Origin of the sequence: Neptunomonas qingdaonensis, from assembly GCF_900113275.1 — a bacterium.
GTDB classification, from domain to species: domain Bacteria; phylum Pseudomonadota; class Gammaproteobacteria; order Pseudomonadales; family Balneatricaceae; genus Neptunomonas; species Neptunomonas qingdaonensis.
This window is the reverse complement of record NZ_FOOU01000003.1, coordinates 354,489-372,456: the sequence shown is the minus strand read 5'-3', so window position 1 is coordinate 372,456 and position 17,968 is coordinate 354,489. Positions and strand designations below refer to the sequence as shown.

Annotated in this window: 13 protein-coding genes; 9 read left to right on the top strand and 4 right to left on the bottom strand. The window is 46.0% G+C overall.

Translation table 11 applies throughout. The features are described from left to right. The first annotated feature begins 17 nt into the window (after positions 1-17). The 3 genes from BM099_RS06730 to BM099_RS06720 all read left to right on the top strand — a co-directional run bounded on the left by BM099_RS06730 (position 18) and on the right by BM099_RS06720 (position 3,303). The gene (locus BM099_RS06730; protein WP_090726011.1) at positions 18-563 is read left to right on the top strand and encodes a hydrolase; all 546 of its coding nucleotides are present in this window, start codon (positions 18-20) and stop codon (positions 561-563) included. A 222-nt stretch (positions 564-785) separates the two neighbouring features. Next, positions 786-2,339: an alanine/glycine:cation symporter family protein gene (locus tag BM099_RS06725; protein ID WP_090726009.1), complete on the top strand. Its 1,554-nt coding sequence runs from the start codon at positions 786-788 to the stop codon at positions 2,337-2,339. A 322-nt stretch (positions 2,340-2,661) separates the two neighbouring features. Further along, positions 2,662-3,303, top strand: coding sequence for a TatD family nuclease-associated radical SAM protein (locus tag BM099_RS06720; protein WP_244889924.1), 642 nt, complete (start codon positions 2,662-2,664; stop codon positions 3,301-3,303). 19 nt (positions 3,304-3,322) lie between these two features. Here BM099_RS06720 and BM099_RS06715 read toward each other — a convergent pair whose 3' ends face one another. The 4 genes from BM099_RS06715 to BM099_RS06700 all read right to left on the bottom strand — a co-directional run bounded on the left by BM099_RS06715 (position 3,323) and on the right by BM099_RS06700 (position 9,194). Next, entirely contained in the window at positions 3,323-6,574 is a 3,252-nt protein-coding gene (locus tag BM099_RS06715) for a sensor domain-containing protein (protein WP_177201100.1), read from the bottom strand. Between the two features lie 266 nt (positions 6,575-6,840). Beyond that, positions 6,841-7,998, bottom strand: a complete 1,158-nt coding sequence (locus BM099_RS06710) for a type III PLP-dependent enzyme (protein WP_090726005.1) — start codon at positions 7,996-7,998, stop codon at positions 6,841-6,843. A gap of 170 nt (positions 7,999-8,168) precedes the next feature. Further along, complete coding sequence (locus BM099_RS06705; RefSeq protein WP_090726003.1) at positions 8,169-8,771, bottom strand: CBS domain-containing protein; 603 nt, start codon at positions 8,769-8,771, stop codon at positions 8,169-8,171. Between the two features lie 252 nt (positions 8,772-9,023). Beyond that, the gene (locus BM099_RS06700) at positions 9,024-9,194 is read right to left on the bottom strand and encodes a DUF1127 domain-containing protein (protein WP_090726001.1); all 171 of its coding nucleotides are present in this window, start codon (positions 9,192-9,194) and stop codon (positions 9,024-9,026) included. Between the two features lie 196 nt (positions 9,195-9,390). On the opposite strand from BM099_RS06700, the gene BM099_RS06695 reads away from it, so the two are divergent. The 6 genes from BM099_RS06695 to BM099_RS06670 all read left to right on the top strand — a co-directional run bounded on the left by BM099_RS06695 (position 9,391) and on the right by BM099_RS06670 (position 17,867). Beyond that, positions 9,391-10,815 (top strand): aminotransferase-like domain-containing protein, encoded by a 1,425-nt coding sequence (locus BM099_RS06695; RefSeq protein WP_090725999.1) that lies wholly within the window; start codon positions 9,391-9,393, stop codon positions 10,813-10,815. A 186-nt stretch (positions 10,816-11,001) separates the two neighbouring features. After that, a complete protein-coding gene (gene xdhA / locus BM099_RS06690) occupies positions 11,002-12,543 on the top strand; it encodes a xanthine dehydrogenase small subunit (protein ID WP_090725997.1) in 1,542 nt (513 codons plus the stop codon). Next, positions 12,536-14,917 (top strand): xanthine dehydrogenase molybdopterin binding subunit, encoded by a 2,382-nt coding sequence (gene xdhB, locus BM099_RS06685; protein ID WP_090725995.1) that lies wholly within the window; start codon positions 12,536-12,538, stop codon positions 14,915-14,917. Before xdhA ends, xdhB begins: the two co-directional genes overlap by 8 nt. Beyond that, on the top strand, positions 14,914-15,768 hold the full coding sequence (gene xdhC / locus BM099_RS06680; RefSeq protein ID WP_090725993.1) for a xanthine dehydrogenase accessory protein XdhC: 855 nt from the start codon (positions 14,914-14,916) through the stop codon (positions 15,766-15,768). The genes xdhB and xdhC overlap by 4 nt, the downstream gene beginning before the upstream one ends. Next, positions 15,765-17,099: a guanine deaminase gene (gene guaD / locus BM099_RS06675; RefSeq protein WP_090725991.1), complete on the top strand. Its 1,335-nt coding sequence runs from the start codon at positions 15,765-15,767 to the stop codon at positions 17,097-17,099. The genes xdhC and guaD overlap by 4 nt, the downstream gene beginning before the upstream one ends. Positions 17,100-17,336: 237 nt before the next feature. After that, positions 17,337-17,867, top strand: a complete 531-nt coding sequence (locus BM099_RS06670; protein WP_090725989.1) for an OsmC family protein — start codon at positions 17,337-17,339, stop codon at positions 17,865-17,867. Positions 17,868-17,968: the final 101 nt, after the last annotated feature.

Here is a 17,968-nt window from a genome sequence, read left to right as displayed (position 1 = left end):
ATAATAAGGAGAACATTATGCTGATTAGCCCAGAAAAATCCTGCCTACTCGTCGTGGATATCCAGGAAAAGTTGGCTCCGGCTATCTTTGAAAGTGAAGTACTGATCAAAAATAGCAAATGGCTCATTGAGATCGCCACCATTCTCAACGTACCTATAATGACGACCGAGCAGTACCCCCAAGGAATCGGATATACCGTTGAAGAACTTAAAAGGATTTTACCCTCAGATAAGACCATGGAAAAAACCCACTTCTCATGTATGGCTGAGCCAAGCTGTCAGAAGATAATTAACGAGAGCGGCGTTGAGCAGATCGTCATTATAGGCACGGAGTCTCATGTTTGTGTAATGCAAACCGCCATACAATTAAAGCAGGAAGCCTTTGATGTATATGTGGTTGAAGATTGTGTATCTTCCCGAAAACCGGCAGATAAAGCCTGCGCGCTGGCACGCATGCGCGGCTGCGGTATTCATATCGTAACGCGTGAAATGGTCGCCTTTGAATGGATGCAAAAAGCCGGCACTGAATCTTTCAGGCACATCAGTAAAAACTACTTACGCTAATTGGCTCCCAGCCACACTAACAGACTCTGCGTTACATTCACTGACGTCAGGGCATGCTAAAACATGCCCAGGCAGAAGAATATTCGAAATATCAACAACCTAGCCATACTTTTATCTCTCTGCAATCCGATAACAGCAAAAAGCCCTGCTGAATTCTCTATAGAATTTCCGCCGATAATTCTAATAACGCAAAAAACTAAATCCCCATGGAGACCGGCGTAAATGCAATCAATTATAGATTCTATAAACGGAATCATTTGGAGCCCTGCTCTTATCTACTTGTGCCTGGGTGCAGGCTTGTTCTATTCAATACTTACCCGTTTTGTACAGGTACGTTTATTTGGTGAAATGTGGCGCCTGCTTTTTTCAGGCAACAGCTCAGACAAGGGCATCTCCTCTTTCCAGGCACTGGCTGTTTCTCTTTCAGGGCGTGTAGGTACAGGTAACATTGCCGGCGTTGCTGCAGCTATCGGTTTTGGTGGCCCTGGTGCTGTTTTCTGGATGTGGGTCGTAGCATTTTTAGGTGCTGCAACAGCCTATACAGAATCAGCATTAGGGCAAATCTACAAAGAAGAACATGAAGGCCAGTACCGTGGTGGTCCGGCTTTCTATTTTGAAAAAGCGATGGGACAGAAATGGTTTGCGTGGATTTTTGCCATTGCTACCATTATCGCCTGCGGCGTCATGCTGCCAGGCGTACAGTCCAACGGTATCGGTAATGCTGCAGAACTAGCGTTTGGTACCGGCGACATTATCAGCACTACCATGGGCGACCTGAGCCTGACTAAAATAATGACCGCTATCAGTATTGTTTTGGTTCTCAGCTTCATCATCTTTGGTGGTGTTAAGCGTATTGCCAGCTTCACTCAGGTCGTTGTACCGTTCATGGCACTGACCTATATTGTTATTGCCTGCTCTGTGATTGCGCTGAATCTTGATGCTTTGCCTGGCGTTATCAGTGCAATTTTCACTGATGCATTTACTCCCATGGCTGGTATGGGCGCAGCTATCGGCTGGGGCGTGAAACGCGGTGTTTACTCAAACGAAGCCGGACAAGGCACCGGCCCTCACGCTGCTGCTGCGGCTGAGGTTGATCATCCCGCACAACAGGGTCTTGTTCAGTCTTTTTCAGTCTACATTGATACCTTGTTTGTATGCTCAGCGACTGCATTTATGATCCTGATCACTGGCGCTTACAATGTACATGGTGCTGGCGAAGGCATATTCCTGGTGCAAAACTTAGCATCCGAAATTGCAGCAAACAGCCCTGCTTATACACAGACAGCCGTTGAACAAGTACTGCCCGGTGTAGGCAAACCCTTTATTGTGTTGGCGTTATTTTTCTTCTCGTTTACTACGATTCTGGCTTACTACTACATTGCAGAAACGAACCTTGCTTACCTTAAGCGTACGCTGAAATTGCCTGGTTTTGACTTTTTACTGAAGTTTACCCTACTAGCAGCTACTTTCTACGGAACCGTCAAAACAGCTAACCTTGCATGGGGTCTGGGTGACATCGGCGTAGGACTGATGGCATGGTTGAACATTATCGGCATTCTAATCATCTTCTTCATCTCTAAGCCGGCGGTAAAAGCGCTGAAAGATTATGAAGCACAACGTAAAGCAGGTGTAAAAGAATACACCTTCAACCCAGAGAAGCTCGGCATCAAAGGTGCTGACTTCTGGGTTAAACGTTATGCCAAACAATCTGGTAAATCTCAGGCCAAACAGCCAGAAAAAGAACTCGAAAAAGAGCTGGAAAAAGAGATCGCGTAACCTTTAATACAGCTCAACAGTATTAGCTAAACTGTATTAGCTTAATAAGGCCGCTGACTTCAGCGGCTTTTTTATACCAACAAGAATATTCCGCAGGTTTTCCTGCCGGATACCATCACTATTCGCTGCCTCCCACATTTCTTCACTTTCCTATGACACTCCTTCACACTCACTCAAAAAAAAGACAAAACTTTATCCGCTGTAATACAGCCAGGTTTATCCTGATCAGTACTCCCCGATAATCGGAGTTATTGATACCTGTCAATTACGTTTGATTGACGCAAGACTAAAGTAAGTGCATAGCAACAAAGGAGCTACTCAGGTGATATCCAGACCGAACCCCGCGAAACGTGAATGTCACGCTGAAGCCGATACGCTCGTTTATACTATCGACAATCGTTTATACGTAAACTTAACCGACCGCTGCACCCTTGCCTGTCGTTTTTGCCCTAAACATAATGACAGTAAGGACGTTCATGATTACAACCTTACCTTGTCTGAACGCCCTGATGTGCAAAAAATAATCGAACTTATTGGAGATCCCACTCAATATGAAGAAGTGGTTTTTTGCGGATACGGAGAGCCCACTCTGCGCCTCAATGCATTAATTGAAATAGCAAATGCTGTAAAAGTAAACGACGGCAAAACACGATTAAACACTGACGGGTTAGCTAACTTATTTCATAAGAAAAATGTCATTCCATTGCTCGCCACCTGTATTGATGCAATCTCAATTTCACTCAATGCACAGAACGAACATCTCTATACACAGCATTGCGCGCCTAGCTTGCCACACAGTTTTCCTGCCGTACTTTCATTTATAGAAGATGCAGCGCAATCGATACCGGACGTTACCGCCACCGCCATCGATGGTTTAGAAGGGGTAGACATTCATGCGTGTGAAACACTCGCTGTTGCACGCGGTGCTAAATTCAAAGCCAGGATGCTCGATATTGTAGGCTAAAAAATATCGATAAAATATTTTAAGCTTTTGTTTTATATTTAGATTTATATTTACTGCAGAGAATTTGTAAAAATATAATGGTGTCTTGTCGCGTCATAGGAGAGCCCAAAAAATAGCCCTGCACAATATTACATCCTTGATCTTTTAGTGCCGCCATTTGCTCTTGTGACTCTACACCTTCCGCAACAACTTCCAACCCCAAGGACTGCGCCAGAGCAATCGTTGCTTTTACGATCATCTCATCGTTGACATCATGTAACATGTCTCGAATAAAACTTCGGTCAATTTTTAACCGACAGGCACTGAGTTTTCGCAGGGTCACTAATGACGAGTAGCCGGTACCGAAATCATCAATGGCTATTCGTAAGCCATGATTCACATAATTTTCGAGCAATTCAATCGTCTTTTGTGACGCATCCATACATGCGGATTCAGTAATTTCGACCTCAAAATGATGCAGAGGAATACCTGAGTCCTTCAGCAAGGATAAAAGACGTGCTATACCTTTTTCACTGCGTAATTGTACAGGGGAAAGATTAAACGATACCGTTCCAAAATCCAGTCCAGCCTCTAGCCATTGAGCGACTTCGATGCACACATGTTGTGCTACCCAGATGCCAATATCATCAATCATCCCGCGCTTCTCAGCGACAGGAATAAAGGTTAAAGGAGAAATAACGCCCTGCTCAGGATGTGTCCAACGCAGCAGCGCTTCAAATCCAACTAACAAACCACTTTCACAATCAAATTGTGGCTGATAGACCATGTAAAGCTGTTGCAAAAATCGAGCACTGCTGAGCATATGCGCCAATTCAGCCTCTTTCTGAACACGCTCTGTCATTTCTGACTGATAAAAAACATAGCGCCCCCGGCCCTGCTCTTTGGCTCGGTACAAAGCAACATCAGCACGCGAGATCAGTTCATCGACAGATACATCGTCATCGCAAATAACAATCCCTATGCTGGTATTGGTCTTAAGTTTATTACCCGCAACATCAAAAAAATAATCGAAACATCCAATCACTTTTTCCGCCAAAGCAGCGATATCTGACGGGTCATGAATATTACTTTGTAAAACGGTAAATTCATCCCCGCCGAAACGGGCAAAGGTATCGCAGGAACGCAGCACTTTTTTAATCCTGCGAGCGACTTCAATCAATAACTGATCTCCGGCTGGATGACCGAGCGTATCATTGATCTCTTTAAAATGATCCAGATCCATCATAAGCAGCGCCGAAAGCTGACCAGACCTGCGCCCTTGCAGAATATCATGCTCAAAACGGTCAAGAAAAAGTCGACGATTCGGTAAGCCTGTCAATGAATCATGAAATGCCAGATATCTGATCTGCTCCTCTACCTGCTTGCGCTGCGAGATATCATGAAAAGTAACCACCGACCCAACAATTTCTTCATTCAGGTAGATAGGCGAACTCCAGTATTCAACCGGAAATGGCTGATTATCTTTACGCCACAATACGTCTGCTTCTATCCGATAACTTTTTCCCTTACGGATCGACATCAGCATATAGCAGTCCTCTTTAGAAATAGGAGTGCCATCTGCATGCGAGTGGTGAATCAATCCATGATTATCTTTCCCGACCAGTTCATCAGGATCATAACCAAGCATCATCGCGGCGGCAGGGTTAATAAAGGTAGTAATTCCGTTGCAATCCAAGCCGAAAATACCTTCATTACTATGCTCTAATAATAAACGTGAACGGTGCTCCGCTATTTTCACCGCTTCTTCATAACCGAGACGATCACGAATATCTTTAAAAACAGTGATCATATAATTTTTATCGTGGTATGAAAAATGGCTCGAAGACACCTCAATAGGAACTTCCTCACCACTGCGAAGCAGATGTTTTGTTTTCACCGCAACTGTATTGTTCTTAATATTCTTCCAGCGACGCTGTAAGCGGCTTTTAGGGAAATCGGGATCCCAGTCATAAATATGAGTTTGGTAAAGCTCAGCAGTCGAAATGCCAAAATGCTTAAGGGCCGCAGAATTAGCATAAATAATCCGAAAATCCTCATCGGGAGAGGTACAGATTATCGAATCCAAACTGTGATCAACCATCGCATTAACGAGAGACAACTGACTACTCATCAATGCATGTTCCGTGATATCACGACTGACACCCAGTACACCTACCTGATCAATATCGGGAATATAAAGAGGTATGCGTAACGTATCCAATAGCACCCGGCGCCCATCCGGATAAGTCACCCATTCATCATGGCGCAAGGGCGTCTGACTTTGTAGCATCTGTTTATCAAAGTAGTGGAAAGTATTAGCGGTTACCGCATCAAACAACTCGCTATCAGTTTTTCCTACTAACGCGGCTTCTGACTTATCACTAAATTCCTCAAAGGCTTTATTACATCCAATAAAAACAGAGTCGCTGCTCTTGAAGTAAATAAGATCGGGAATAGAGTCAATCAACGTCCGTAACCGCTGCTTTTCCAACTGTAGCGTTTGTTCGGATAAACGTTGCTCTGTGATATCAGTACCCGACGACAAAATCCCGATACGCTGCCCATTCGCATCTTCGAGCACACGGTTATACCAAAGAATCAGTCGCTCCTCTCCGCCTCGCGTTACCACGGGCTTTTCTACTTGCTGGTTAGGATAATGACGGCTGCCCATCAAACGACTAAACGCTGATTCAGCAATATGTTTACCACTTTTGGGAAGAAAGTTTTCGAACCAGTTGAGGCCAAGCGCATCCTGTTGGTTTGTCTTCAGCAATTCACACGCAAAACGATTCAATAACGTTATGTTTCCACCCTGATCCAGGGTAACCAAAATAACACCGGCCATATCGAGATAGTAATTTGCTCGCTGATGCTCCTGTTCAAGCGCCGCAATCACTGATTCTTTATCCGTATAATCTGAAGGCCTGTAAACGCTATCCTCAATAATGGCTGTGGGCTTTTCAGGTAGGCTGGTAACAAGAAATTGCAAATAGAGTTGGTCTGCAGCCGCAGGCAATGGCCCACTGCTATCAAGAGCGCTATCCAATAAAACAGATACTTTTTGAAAACGCCCCTGATTATCCATTATCCGTAAGACTAATAGTTCAGGAAAGCGGCGTTCGGATTGCCACTGAGCCAGCGCTGCCTGCCAAAGCGACAGATCGGCAGTGTGAATCATCGCCGTTAGAAACGTCGTTTTACCCCACAAGATTGCTGCACAACCAAGAAAGAGGTCAGAGTCACATTGCGTGATACTGAACTGATCCTGAGTTATGTCGAAACACCCTCGCATAACACCTATCCTATTTAGGGGGGCATTTATACTTCCGGACATACTGACACTCATCGATCGCTCATTTTTATTTATTCTTAGTAATAATCATGCACAACAGATCTGATGAATATGATTTATTTTTAAGCTAAATTATAACACTCATCATACACATGAGCAGTCTTTAGGCGGGATTTAAACGCAGGTTTGAAGATAAGACAAAAAAAACGGCTAAAAGTCACTTGCTTTTAACCGTTTTTTTATTAAAAAACTAATGGCTAATACTTTTAGATAAAGTAAGTTTTTAACGGCGGAAACCCGTTAAACTCGACTGAACAATAACTACTGGTATACGCCCCCGTAGCCATCCAATACAAGCGATCACCTATTTCCAAAGAAAGCGGCAATTCGTATTTATGATTTTCGTACATGATATCCATGCTGTCACATGTCGGCCCCGCCAGCACAACCGCTTCCTCCTCACCCTCGCATTCCGTATAAAGCGGGTATTTAATACACTCGTCCAGGGTTTCTATCAGACCGTTAAACTTACCAACATCCGTATAGACCCATCGCTCCATAGCTGTTTGTGATTTTCTGGAAATAAGCACTATTTCAGATACGATAACACCAGAATCACCTAGTAAAGAACGGCCAGGCTCCAAAATAACCTCGGGTACCAGATCCGGAAAATCTTCTGTGAGGTAGCGGGTTATCTCTTCAACATAGGTGCTGAAGTCGTTTGTTTTCTGAATATACTGCGCTGGAAAACCGCCGCCCATGTTAATCATTTTTAAAGCGATGCCATGTTCACTAAACAACCGTTCAAAAACAACTTTTACTTTAGCAATAGCGCCATCCCAGGCATCAATTTCACGCTGCTGAGAACCCACATGGAAGGATATACCGTAAGGCTCTAAACCCAACTCTTTAGCCAGTGCCGCTAATTCAATAGCCATTTCAGGACTACAGCCAAATTTACGTGATAATGGCCAATCAGCACCCTCAGAGCCTTCTGTTAAGATGCGAACATAGATACGGGACCCCGGTGCAAATTCTGCAATATTGCGTAAGTCTGCTTCTGAATCTGTAGAAAAAAGACGAACGCCTTTCTCATAAAAATAAGCTATATCTTTACGTTTTTTAATGGTGTTACCAAAGCTGCAGCGATCAGCTGAAACATTGCACTCCAGAACTTTATCTAATTCATAAACTGAAGCAATATCAAAATTTGAACCTAAATCCGCCAGCAAGCTAAGCACTTCTTTAGCTGGATTGGCCTTTACCGCGTAATAGATACGTGCATAATCAAAGCCTTGTTTAAGTTCAACATACTTTTCACGTACCGTATTCAAATCTACAACAATAAAAGGAGTTTCTTTATTGTCGGAAAACGCTTTGATTTTATTCCAATTTTCAGGAGATAAATTTTCTGGATGTTTCACTACTTATATCACCTCACAATTAACTTTCTTTAGTTTTCATGAAAAAAGCCCGTATCAGATATCCTTTACGAGCTAAACTACAGCCTGATAAATCTACTAGCGAACAGCGTTAACACCTAGCATTTTCGCGAGTATAAATTAAACGTAAATGATAGCAATATGCTGGTGAATTAAATTCCGCCACCATGCGTTACAACCCGCTCAATCTCTGCAAAAGACTTGGCTTCATACATTATATCGAAGCCTATTTTCAGCTTTCTGGACACATCACTTGCTGAGATAATACCGCGAATCCGTTTCACCTTCGCTAAGCCTTCATCAATGACTAAAATATGCTGTTCTCCTGAATCTTTAAGGGTCAGCATGACATCACCTATTTTTGAATGTTGTAACTGCTCGAAGGTAAGCGCCTGTAATTGCTCTTTTGCTACCATGACATGTTTCACCAGCACATACTCACGAGGAATGCCGTGTGTCTGCATATAAGACATCACTCGGCTTCCCATGATATCGCGTGAAGTAATCACCCCACTGAAAGCATCATTTTTATCGGTCGCAAACAACAGCCTTACATGCTGGTTTTTCATCCATTCAAGCGCTTCATCGACCTGAACTTCCTGAGAAACTTTGACCGGATCTACTTTCTCAAAATCTGTCATAACATCGGTAGACGGACTGGTTAAACTGATAGGAGCCTGGAGTTGCTCCGGGGAAAGGAGATGCTTTACATCAGCTATCTCCTGTAAACGAATGTGACGAAATGATTCCAGCATCGGTGAACTCCTTTCTGTTATTTTTAGAGTATGAAGTCTGGTAGGATCTAACAACATCTTATTACGACAGCATAGACAGCTTTTTAAGAAAGGTCACCTCTTATACGCGCCGGAAAAGCCATCTTTAGCCTTAAGCATCATATAAATAAAACGGTCCCTCTGACATTACTAAAGCACTGCCAAATACCTCGACGCGACTCATAGTCGTAGCCAAAGGGTTACCACTAAATCACAGCCGTTTTCTATTCACTACTATCCACGCCAAAATGGCTTCTGTGCTTCTGACAAAGCATCTTCAGGACTGATCCCAATATCCTTCAAAGCGCGCCGATCCAGTGCGGCCAGTTGACGGCGTGAATGCTGACGCTGCTGCAACGCACCTAATCTCTGCAAAATTCTTCTAAGCATTTCAATGATAATCATCACTGTACCCTCCTGTAGTTGATGATAAATATCTTATGCCGTAAACTGAAATCATTACAGATTTAGCTTCAATTACTTTAGACGAATACAGATAACCGGCACAGATGACTGTATTGGTAATTTTTTAACAAATCTGTCATGCAGTTATCATTGAGTCAGCGGCGTTATTAACCAATAAAGAAGGCAAGGCAAGGAAATGAAACTTTATGAAAAAGTAGCGCACGCCATTGAAGAACGTATAGAGCAATCTTTTTATCAAGCCGGAGAGAAGCTACCTTCGATTCGGGCATTAAGCCTAACCCATGAAGTTAGTATATCTACCGCTCAGGAAGCGTACCGGTTACTGGAAGATCAAGGTTGGGTTGAATCACGCCCCAAATCGGGTTTTTATGTCGTCAATCGACAAAAAGCCCCTCAGCAGTTGCCCGACCTGTCCCGTCCAACACAAACACCGATAGAAGTGTCTCAATGGGAAGAGGTGTTAAACCTGCTATGCGCCAGTACGACGGCAGATATTGTGCAGCTCAGCCGCGCCATCCCAGACCTTGAAGCGCCCACATTAAAACCATTAATGCGTATCATGTCAGATTTAAACAAGCACGGCGGTGGCAGCATACTCTCGTATGAAGACCTCAGAGGTGCGGATTGCCTGCGTTTACAAATAGCACGCTTGATGGTGGATTCTGGCTGTCGTCTGCATCCAGACGATATTATTACTACCGCAGGATGCCAGGAAGCACTGTCTGCCAGTTTACGCGCTGTCACTCAACAAGACGATGTGGTCGCTGTGGATTCGCCTAGCTTTTATGGCTCCTTACAGGCCATTAAAGCACTCGGGCTAAAAGCGCTGGAGATCCCCACCCACCCTGAAACCGGGATTAGTATCGAAGCCCTGGAACTGGCAATGGAGCAATGGCCGGTCAAAGCGATACTGATCACTCCTACCTGCAACAATCCGCTGGGCTATACCATGCCGGTTGAGCACAAACAGCGTTTATTGGAACTCACCTCCCGCTACGACATCCCTATTATAGAAGATGACATCTACGGTGATCTTTCCTATACATCACCCCGCCCTCCCTCTATCAAGTCTTTTGATACAGAAGGACGCGTCTTGCTGTGTTCCTCATTTTCAAAATCACTCGCTCCTGGCCTGCGTATCGGATGGGTTGCACCCGGTCGCTATGTTAATCAGGTAATGCACATGAAATATGTGGTCACTGCCAGCACACCCACCCTACCTCAACACGGCATTGCGGAATTTATCGCCCAAGGCGGCTATGAACGTCATATTCGTAAAATGCGGGCAAAATATCATCAGAGCAGAGATGTGATGATAGGCTGGGTAGAAAAGTACTTCCCCAAAGGAACAAAAATCAGCTATCCCCAAGGCGGCTTCCTGCTATGGGTCGAACTGCCTACAGATATCGACACCGTGGAGCTTAATCAGCGCACCATGAAGCGAGGAGTCAGCATAGCACCAGGCGTGTTATTTTCTGCCTCAGGTAAATACCGCAACTGCATGCGTCTTAACTTTACCGATAAGCCATCTGAAAAGAATGAGAACGCCATAAAACAGGTCGCTACCTGTATACAAGAGATGGTTTCAGAGCTGACTTAATGGTTGATAGAAGCGAAACTAAAAGCCTTACATAAGATAACGGTATAAACATATCCACTAACGGCTGCTCACCTTATAAAGACACTGAAAAGCGCAATTACTTGACCAAAAAATCAGAAAGATAATATGCTTAAATAGACTTAAGTGTCTGATATTGTCTGATACAGCCGCAAATAGGAGCCGTTAATGATCCATTTTCTACTCAACAATCAGCGGCAATCTATTAGCACGATCGACCCCAATACGACTGTGCTCAACTACTTACGCAACGTACAGCGTCGCATGGGTACCAAAGAGGGCTGTGCATCCGGGGACTGTGGAGCCTGTACCGTCGTACTAGCAGAAGTGGAAAATGGCCAGCTAGCCTATCGCTCAATTAACAGCTGCCTGACGCTGCTGCCTGCATTGAATGGAAAACAACTACTGACCGTTGAAGATTTAAAAGAGGCTGATCAACTACATGCTGTACAACAGGCGATGGTTGACCATCACGGCTCCCAATGCGGCTTTTGTACGCCGGGCATAATCATGTCGCTGTTTGCCTATCAAAAAAATGCCTCGCAAAAAAAATCCATACAAAACAATCCCTGTGTTGAATTCAACAAAGCCGAAGCTTTAGCAGCGCTAGCCGGCAACCTCTGCCGCTGCACGGGTTACCAGCCCATAATGAATGCAGCAAAAGAGATCGGCAACCACCATCAGTCAGACAAGTTTGACCAACAAAAGCAGCGGACAATAGACATTCTTAATAGCATCCAGCCTGTCCAATGCCATGCAATCAGCAACGCGCAACACAGCACCACGCACGCATTAAAAACGGCCTTTTCACCCACCACATTGCAAGAACTGGATGAATTATTACAGCAACATCCTGCCGCTCAGCTTCTGGCCGGTGGTACTGACTTAGTGCTGGATATCACCCAAAAACATCAATCGTTTAATACACTCATCTATCTGGGAGAAATCCTGGTACTCAAACAAATAAACCTCACTGCAACCCATATCGAGATCGGCGCTGCCGTTCCGCTCAGTCAATGCCATTCGGTGATTGCTGAAGAATATCCAGACTTTGGTCACTTATTAGAACGTTTTGCTTCACTGCAAATTCGTAACCAGGGCACACTCGGAGGAAATATCGCCAATGCCTCTCCGATTGGCGACGCACCTCCCGCACTCATCGCCGCAGGTGCTATTTTGCAGTTACGTATAGCCGGAGTAAGGCGCTTTCTGCCGATAGATGAGTTCTTTGTTGATTATCGGAAAACGCAATTAGCGCAAGGTGAATATATCGAAAAGATTATTCTTCCGCGTAAGCCGCAAGACTCTATTTATCGTGTTTATAAGATATCGAAGCGACTCGACGATGATATCTCGGCTGTGTGTGCTGCTATCCATATCAAGATAAACCATGGCCAGGTTAGCAGCGCCATTATTGCGTTTGGTGGCATGGCGGCCATCCCTAAACGCGCCAGCCATTGCGAGCAAGCCTTACTCAACCAGGTATGGGCAGAAACCACGATTCATCAAGCAATGGACGCCTTACAACACGACTTTGCCCCCCTGTCCGACTTCCGCGCCAGTGCAGATTACCGCATGCGGGCAGCACAAAATATACTGCTAAAATGCTGGATAGAGTCACAATCAGCCCTTAAGCCAAACGCCAATGCAAACCATAAGCCAACCCAAACGCTGCCCCATATACCAACCAGAGTGACGGATTATGTCTAAGCAAGCGTCTCCTACCCCCGTTAAGTCGAGGGCAGAGCTGGAACAGCAACTTACACAGGATCTGAAAAACGGTGTAGGTAAAAAGATTCCTCATGAAAGTGCGGCAAGGCATGTCAGCGGCGAAGCTTTATATGTAGATGATCGTTTAGAATATCCTAACCTGCTACATTTATATGCACGCCTCAGCGAACAGGCACATGCCACTATTGTAAAAATAGACACCTCCCCCTGTGACGAGATTCCCGGCGTTGTCTGTGTCATTACCGCTAAAGATGTACCCGGAAAACTGGATATAGGCGCCGTGTTTGCCGGAGACCCCTTGTTGGCAGATGGCGTTGTCGAATACCTGGGCCAGCCGATACTTGCGGTTGCGGCCAACTCACTCGATATTGCAAGGCAAGCTGCCAATGCTGCCATTATCGAATATGCACCGCTACCCGCTGTACTGGATGTAAAACAGGCGCTCGACAACAAACAATTTGTTCAAGAAAGTCACCAGCACAAACGCGGCGATGCGAGAAAAGCGCTGCAAAACGCCAAGCATCGCTTACAAGGCGAACTGCATGTTGGCGGGCAAGAGCATTTTTACCTTGAGACACAAGTCTCTTCCGTGATGCCAACGGAAGACGGTGGCATGCTGGTTTACTGTTCCACGCAGCACCCGAGCGAAATACAAAAGCTGGTCGCCAGTGTACTTGACCTACCCATGAGTAAGGTTGTTGTTGATATGCGCCGTATGGGTGGTGGCTTTGGTGGCAAAGAAACTCAGGCAGCAGGCCCTGCGTGTATGGCGGCTGTGGTTGCAAACATCACAGGACAACCCGTAAAAATGCGTCTGCCACGTATTGACGATATGATGATAACCGGCAAGCGCCACCCTTTTTATATCGAATATGATGTTGGCTTTGATGATACGGGCAGGTTACAAGGCATCAATATGCAACTGGCTGGTAACTGCGGCTATTCTGCAGACCTGTCGGGTTCCATCGTAGATCGAGCCATGTTTCACTCTGATAATGCGTATTACTTAAGCGATGCTCTCATTACCGGCCACCGTTGCAAAACTAACCTTGCCTCCAATACTGCCTTTCGAGGTTTTGGTGGTCCGCAAGGCATGCTAGCGATTGAAAATGTGATGGATCATATCGCCCGTCATTTAGGTAAAGACCCGTTAGAGATTCGTAAGCGTAATTTTTACGGCAAAACCGAACGCAATATCACTCACTACCAGCAAACGGTAGAAGAGAATTTACTGGACGAGATAATAAGCGATCTGGAACAAAGTTCTTGTTACGCAGAACGTCGCACCGCGATTAAGCAGTTTAACCAATCCAGTTACATCCTAAAAAAAGGGATTGCACTCACCCCGGTTAAATTCGGCATCTCCTTTACCGCGACCTTTCTGAATCAGGCCGGCGCGCTTATCCACATCTACACCGATGGCAGCATTCACCTGAACCACGGCGGCACAGAGATGGGCCAGGGGCTCAATACCAAGGTGGCGCAGATAGTAGCCGAGGAATTTCAGGTCGATTTGGAACGTATCCAGATCACCGCAACTAATACCGGCAAAGTACCGAACACATCCCCGACAGCTGCCTCCTCTGGAGCAGACCTGAACGGCAAAGCCGCACAAGCGGCAGCTCGTATCCTCAAACAACGTCTCAGCGATTTTGCCGCAGCACATTTTGGCGTGGATATTACCGAGATCAGATTCAATAACAATCTGATTCAAGCAGGCGAGCAGCTCATCAGCTTTGATGATTTGGTACAACTCGCCTATTTTGCGCAAGTTTCACTCTCTAGCAGCGGTTTTTATAAAACGCCTAAAATTTTCTACGATCGTGACAAAGCCAGCGGCCACCCTTTCTACTATTTTGCATACGGAGCGGCCTGCTCAGAAGTCGTTATTGATACCTTAACCGGCGAATATAAAGTATTGCGCGCCGATATTCTCCATGATGTAGGTGCATCGCTGAACCCTGCCATCGATATTGGACAAGTTGAAGGCGGCTTTATTCAAGGCATGGGCTGGTTAACTACCGAAGAGCTGGTTTGGAACGAGCAAGGCAAGCTTATGACCAATAGCCCTGCCAGCTACAAAATTCCGGCAGTGGCGGATACGCCGTTAGATTTTCGGGTAAAACTGATCGAAAATCGCAAAAATCCAGAAGATACCGTATTTCATTCTAAAGCCGTCGGCGAGCCACCGCTTATGCTGAGTATTTCAGTATGGTCAGCGATTAAAGATGCGGTATCCAGCTTATCGGGTTATCGAATTCATCCGCTGATAGATGCCCCTGCCACACCAGAAAAAGTACTCATGGGCGTAACAGCATTGCGTCAACAATTGGCGGCGGAGCAGGAGTCATGAACTGGCTGAATACGCTTAATCGCCTGAACAACGAAGGTACAGCGGCAATTCTGATTACCGTCGTAGCAAACCGCGGATCAACACCCCGTGATGCGGGTACTAAGATGATTGTCACCGCCGACGATACATATGAAACCATCGGAGGTGGTCATCTCGAGCACAAGGCAATTAAACAAGCCCGCCAGCGATTAGCAGAACACTGCAGCAGTGCGCAGCTTGAGAGCTACGCATTAGGCGCCAGCCTTGGCCAATGTTGTGGCGGCACAATCCAACTGTTATTTGAACCCATCAATCCGCCTGCGTTACATATTGCGCTTTTTGGTGCAGGCCATGTGGCTAAAGCCTTAATTCCTTTGCTGGGTAACCTTCCCTGCAAAGTCACCTGGATAGATAACCGTGCTGAACAATTTCCCGCCGTATTGCCGTCTAATGTCACCCATTGTGTATCTGAGGAACCCGTAGATGAAGTACCTGACCTGGCCGCTTTCAGCTACTGCTTAGTAATGACCCACAACCACCAGCTAGACCAGGCATTGATAGAAGCGCTTCTAAAACGAGATGACTACCGTTACCTCGGCATGATCGGATCAAACACCAAACGGCGTAAATTCGAACATCGCCTGCGCCACAAAGGCTTTGATGAAAGCAGTATTGCGCAGTTACATTGCCCGGCAGGTCTGGCCTCGGTCTGCGGCAAACTCCCCGGCGAAATTGCCGTCTCCATTGCTGCCGAGCTTATTGCCCATTACCAGATAGCCGCCACAGGCAATAAAACGAAAAGCGCTACACCTGACAAAAATATAACCAGCATCCCGCTCCAACACACAGCATCACTGGCACACAAGCGATGACAACAACTTATTCAGACTCTCTCTTTCACCCTCATGCTCACGCATACCGTGCCGCCATTATTCACACGCTTGATGATCCGGCAAGGGTCGGTATAGATGCCAGCTATCAATACTTTGAAGACGGTCTGCTCATCGTAGAAAACGGACTCATCACAGCAGTAGGCCCTGCTGAAACATTACTCGCCACATTGGCCGCCGAGACACCCATCACTACATTTAAAAACGCGCTGATCACACCGGGCTTTGTCGATACGCATATTCACTACCCGCAAACCGGCATGATCGCCTCTTACGGTGAACAGCTACTCGACTGGCTGAATAACTACACCTTTCCTGAAGAAGACAAATTTGCGGATAAAGACTACGCGGATAACGTCGCAGAGATCTTTTTAACCGAACTACTGCGCAACGGCACCACCTCAGCATTGGTATTTGGCACGGTGCACCCGCAATCGGTCGATGCTTTTTTTGAGGCGGCAGAAAGCCGTAACCTGCGGATGATCGCCGGTAAAGTCATGATGGACCGTAATGCACCTGACACACTCACCGACACGCCAGAAAGTAGCTATCACGACAGCAAAGCACTGATCGAACGCTGGCATGGCAAAGGTCGGCTGCACTACGCCGTGACTCCCCGATTTGCGCCCACCAGCAGCGGCCAACAGCTCACATTAGCCGGCAAACTGCTGAGCGAGTATCCGCAGCTGTATATGCACACGCATCTGAGCGAAAATAGACAAGAAATAGAATGGGTAAAAGCGCTGTTTCCTAATCAAAGCGGCTACTTAGATGTATATGACCATTTTAACTTATTAGGCGAGCGTTCTGTCTTTGCCCATGGCGTACACCTGTGTGATGACGAATGTAAACGCCTGGCCGAAAGCGACTCTGCCCTCGCCTTTTGCCCGACGTCCAATCTATTTTTAGGCAGCGGATTGTTTGATCTGGCCAAAGCAGAGCAACACAATATTAAAGTAGGACTCGGTACTGACGTAGGCGCAGGCACCAGCTTTTCGATGCTGCAAACCCTCAACGAGGCCTATAAAGTGATGCAACTACAGGGCAAAAAACTTAATCCGTTTAAATCCCTCTACCTGGCGACACTCGGCGGCGCGCGCGCACTTAAATTAGAAGATAAAATCGGCACCTTGCAACCCGGTACAGAAGCCGACTTTGCCGTACTCGACTACCACGCCACGCCGCTTATGGCGTATCGCATGCAGCAAACAACCTCAATTGAAGAACGCTTATTTGTACTGATGACACTCGGTGATGACCGTGCCATTAAAGCGACGTATGTAATGGGTGAAGCGGTACACACTCGGGGCTAACCATCACTCAGCTATCACCTGCTTAATCATCACCGAGTCATCCATAGCACATGCCCCCAAGCTATTGCACACTGAGCACCGCAGCGCTATGGTGAAAATAGCGTGTTTAAAAAACAGTCTTTTATAGTAGAAAGCATCAGTAATAGAGCCTTCTTTAATAAATAGTCACTGAAGAAAGAGTTTGAGTTGTCCTTTCTGCTAAATACGGTTCAACGAACAATCTAGCGGGGATCAATCATGACAAACGTAAACGTTAATGAAGCGCAACAGCCTCTGCGAGCTCAATACAAAGCATCGCCTGATACAGCCATGGTAACGGATCATGCCCGCACCTCCGGTCCAGATGCCAGCGATCCCTTTCACTCAATAGTTGAACCGATGCAAGGCTGTGGTGTAAATGTGCCTATTGGTGTCCACCGCGCACTCGGTGGCTTGCACGATGCCCCCACACCCGGCGATATGCTATGTGCAGCACTGGCCGCCTGCCAAGATTCTTCCATCCGTATGGTGGCTAATTTATTGGGCATCGAACTGGAATTTCTTCAAGTAAACGTCGAAGCAACAGTAGATGTACGTGGCGCAATGGGTATAGAAAAGAGCGTCCCGGTAGGTTTTCAAAACATACGATGTACAGTCCAGCTACGTGCCAAAGAAGGTACCGATCCTACCATGCTGCAGAAACTACAAATAGGCGCAGAGCGATGCTGTGTAGTACAACAAACTTTACGTAACCCACCACCAGTGGAAACAGTATTTACTACTGCTTAGCATCTGGCAACACTACTCTGTCGCGCACTGCAGGGTAGAACTACCCAGCCAATTTCGCACTCATACCAGCCATAGTAATGGATAGCTTGTTTTCGACATCA